We start from the raw sequence: 1,907 nt of genomic DNA, 5'->3' as shown, positions 1-1,907 counted from the left end.
GCCGCGTGGCGAGCCGTGAGTGCACGGCCTGCCTGAAAAGCGCGGTGTCGACCTCACGCGGCCACATTTCAAACAACGTGACAACGCCCATCGAAGGCCCGCTGATGGCCGGCATGAATGTCCGCCGGGCGACTTGATTCGCGCGGCATTCGGCTACACCCGGCGCTGTTCGATGTCCAACCATGTCGGACATGCAACACAGCAGATTCCGATGTCCTAGAAGTTTTTAGATAGTTTCTTGCTTGGCACGCTACATGCAAGGGCATTTGCAAAATGCAACATGCGCTAAGGAGGAGTCGTCCCATTAACACGACTGAAAATATTTCGCCGATCCCTTCTGCAGCCTGCGCGCCGCGCCTTTCGCAGCACGTGGAGCAACTAAAGGCCGTCGTTCATCGGCATGCAGATCTAATTAACAGAGGAAACCAGGATGAGAAAGTTCGTCGCAGCCAAGCTTCATGGCATCACTGTGACCGCGTCGGATCTGAACTACCACGGCTCAATCACTTTGGACCCGGATCACTGTGAGGAGGCGGGTATTCTTCCATTGGAATTTGTTGAGGTCTGGAACAGAGCTTCGGGCGCGCGAATCAGTACATACGTCATTTACGGTAATAGGGGTTCTCGTTGTTGCGTGCTAAACGGAGCCGCTGCTCGTACATGTCAGGTCGGAGATGAAATGATCATTTGCTCCTCAACATATATCGAGGAACATCAGATCACAGAGATCAAACCGCGAGTGTTGACGTTCGACCAAGACAATTCTGTCCGCGACCGCATGTTCTACGATGCCAGGATTAAAGATGATGGAGCAGTGACGTTCGAGGTTCGCGAGGGCTCTCCCTCGCGATAAGCGCTAGCACTCCTTTGGCAGATATTTAGCGAAGAGGGGCTGGCGGCAGTGAGGGCAGCGGATTGGCGGCGGCTGTGCGAGGGCCGAGAGGATTGGCTGCTGGATCGCCGGCCGGCTTGGTTGTGGCGGTGGCCCGGGGACTCTTTTTTCCCCTCCCGCTTGTCTGAGGCGGCGAGATTGCAGGAAGGCGTAGGCGATCATCGTCATCAGCGCGTGCCGGTGCAGGCCCGTCCATGAGCGCCCCCTCGAAGTGGTCGAGGCCAAGTTCCTCCTTGAGCTGCTGATGCGCCTGTTCGCAGACCCAGCGCGCCTTAATGGCGCCTGCGATCTGCTTGAGCGGGGTGTCGGCGGGCAAGTTGGAGAGGTAGTATTTGCGCTCGCCGGTCGAGCGGTGCTCGCCGATCAGCAGATGCTGAGCGCCCATGTCGCGGATGCGCTGGGGTGGGCCATCTGCAACCCGGACACGGACAGCGGCGAAGCGCGCGGAGAGGCGGCCTTTGGTGCCACCGCCAACTGACCGTCCGCCATTGGGCTTTTTCCAGCATCGCCTGCGCAGTGATCGACTTCACGTCGGCGATATGCCGCTGGCGCGGACGGCCGTGCCCGGCGACGGGGAAGATCATTGCCACAGGCATCGTAAGGTTAACCGACGGCTGATGAAGATGTGCGTACATGGGCCATGTCAGAAGTTGCTCGTGATCCGCTCTATCGTCGCCACCGCTTTCCCGCCGAGATCATTGCGCACGCGGTATGGCTCTACTTTCGCTTTCCGCTCATGCCTGCGCATGGTTGAGGACATGCTGGCGGCCCGCGGCATCATCGTCACGCATCAGACCCATTCGAAGCTGGGCGGAGAAAGTCGGACGGCATTCGCCCGGGAGATCAGGCGACGGTCAGCCGGCTGCCTGGGCGACAAATGGCATCTCAACGATGTGTGGTGGCCATCAATGGCAAGAAGCAGTGGCTCTGGCGTGCCGTCGATCAGGACGGCTTCGTCCTCGAAGTGCTGGTGCAAAGGCGCCGAAATGCCAAGGCGGCAAAGCGTCTGATGCGC

General features: G+C 59.3%; 1 protein-coding gene and 2 pseudogenes. 2 read left to right on the top strand and 1 reads right to left on the bottom strand.

From position 1 onward, the window contains the following. Positions 1-430: 430 nt before the first annotated feature. Positions 431-853 (top strand): aspartate 1-decarboxylase, encoded by a 423-nt coding sequence (panD, locus tag NKJ32_RS35315; protein ID WP_352830559.1) that lies wholly within the window; start codon positions 431-433, stop codon positions 851-853. Between the two features lie 25 nt (positions 854-878). Here panD and NKJ32_RS35310 read toward each other — a convergent pair. Next, positions 879-1,482, bottom strand: a pseudogene (locus NKJ32_RS35310) (transposase); the annotation flags it as partial. Between the two features lie 50 nt (positions 1,483-1,532). On the opposite strand from NKJ32_RS35310, the pseudogene NKJ32_RS35305 reads away from it, so the two are divergent. Next, positions 1,533-1,907 (top strand): annotated as a pseudogene (locus tag NKJ32_RS35305) (IS6 family transposase); the annotation flags it as partial.

Origin of the sequence: Mesorhizobium sp. M0159 (assembly GCF_040322295.1) — a bacterium.
Classification (GTDB): Bacteria; Pseudomonadota; Alphaproteobacteria; order Rhizobiales; family Rhizobiaceae; genus Mesorhizobium.
Note: the sequence above shows the minus strand (reverse complement) of the source record. Positions and strands in the feature narration are given on the sequence as shown.